This window comes from Sphingobium sp. UBA5915, assembly GCF_002431195.1.
GTDB lineage: Bacteria > Pseudomonadota > Alphaproteobacteria > Sphingomonadales > Sphingomonadaceae > Sphingobium > Sphingobium soli.
In genome coordinates, this window is the sequence record NZ_DJDV01000044.1 from 1 (window position 1) to 1179 (window position 1179).

A 1179-nucleotide genomic window follows, 5' to 3' on the forward strand; every position below is an offset into this window, starting at 1 on the left:
CCTTTTCACCGAAGATCGCGCGGAGCAGCTTTTCTTCCGGCGTCATCGGGCTTTCGCCCTTGGGCGTGATCTTGCCGACCAGGATGTCGCCCGGCTCCACTTCAGCGCCGATATAGACGATGCCCGCTTCGTCGAGGTTGCGCAGCGCTTCCTCGCCAACGTTCGGGATGTCGCGGGTGATGTCTTCCGGACCCAGCTTGGTGTCGCGGGCCATGACCTCGAACTCCTCAATATGGATCGAGGTGAAGACGTCATCCTTCACGATCCGCTCGGAGATCAGGATGGAGTCTTCATAGTTGTAGCCGTTCCAGGGCATGAACGCGACCAGCGTATTGCGGCCCAGCGCCAGCTCGCCAAACTCGGTCGATGGACCGTCGGCGATGACGTCGCCCGCGTCGATCAGGTCGCCGACATTCACCAGCGGACGCTGGTTGATGCAGGTGTCCTGGTTGGAACGCTGGAACTTCTGGAGCGTGTAGATGTCGACGCCCGACTGGCCGGGTTCGACATCACCGGTGGCACGGATGACGATACGGGTCGCATCGACCTGGTCGACGATGCCCGCGCGCTTGGCGGTGATCGCCGCGCCCGAATCCCGCGCAACCGTGCCTTCCATGCCGGTGCCCACGAAAGGCGCTTCGGCGCGGACCAGCGGCACTGCCTGGCGCTGCATGTTCGATCCCATCAACGCGCGGTTGGCGTCGTCGTTTTCCAGGAAGGGAATGAGCGAGGCCGCGACCGACACCAGCTGCTTGGGGCTGACGTCCATCAGCGTGATGTGATCACGCGGCGCCATCAGGAACTCGCCCGCTTCACGCGCCGAGATCAGGTCTTCGGCAAAGCCGCCATCCTCGGTCAGTTCCGCGTTCGCCTGGGCGATGGTGTGCTTGGCCTCTTCCATGGCGGACAGATAGACCACCTCGCCCGACACCTTGCCATCGACCACCTTGCGATAGGGGGTTTCGATGAAGCCATATTTGTTGACGCGGCTGAACGTCGCCAGACTGTTGATCAGACCGATGTTCGGGCCTTCGGGCGTTTCGATCGGGCAGATACGGCCATAATGGGTCGGGTGAACGTCGCGGACTTCGAAACCAGCGCGCTCGCGGGTCAGACCACCCGGCCCAAGCGCCGACACACGGCGCTTGTGGGTGACTTCGGACAGCGGGTTGGTCTGGT

General features: G+C 63.0%; 1 pseudogene. It reads right to left on the minus strand.

Going from position 1 to position 1179, the window contains the following annotated elements:
* Positions 1 to 1179, minus strand: a pseudogene (locus B2V90_RS06085) (DNA-directed RNA polymerase subunit beta); the annotation flags it as partial.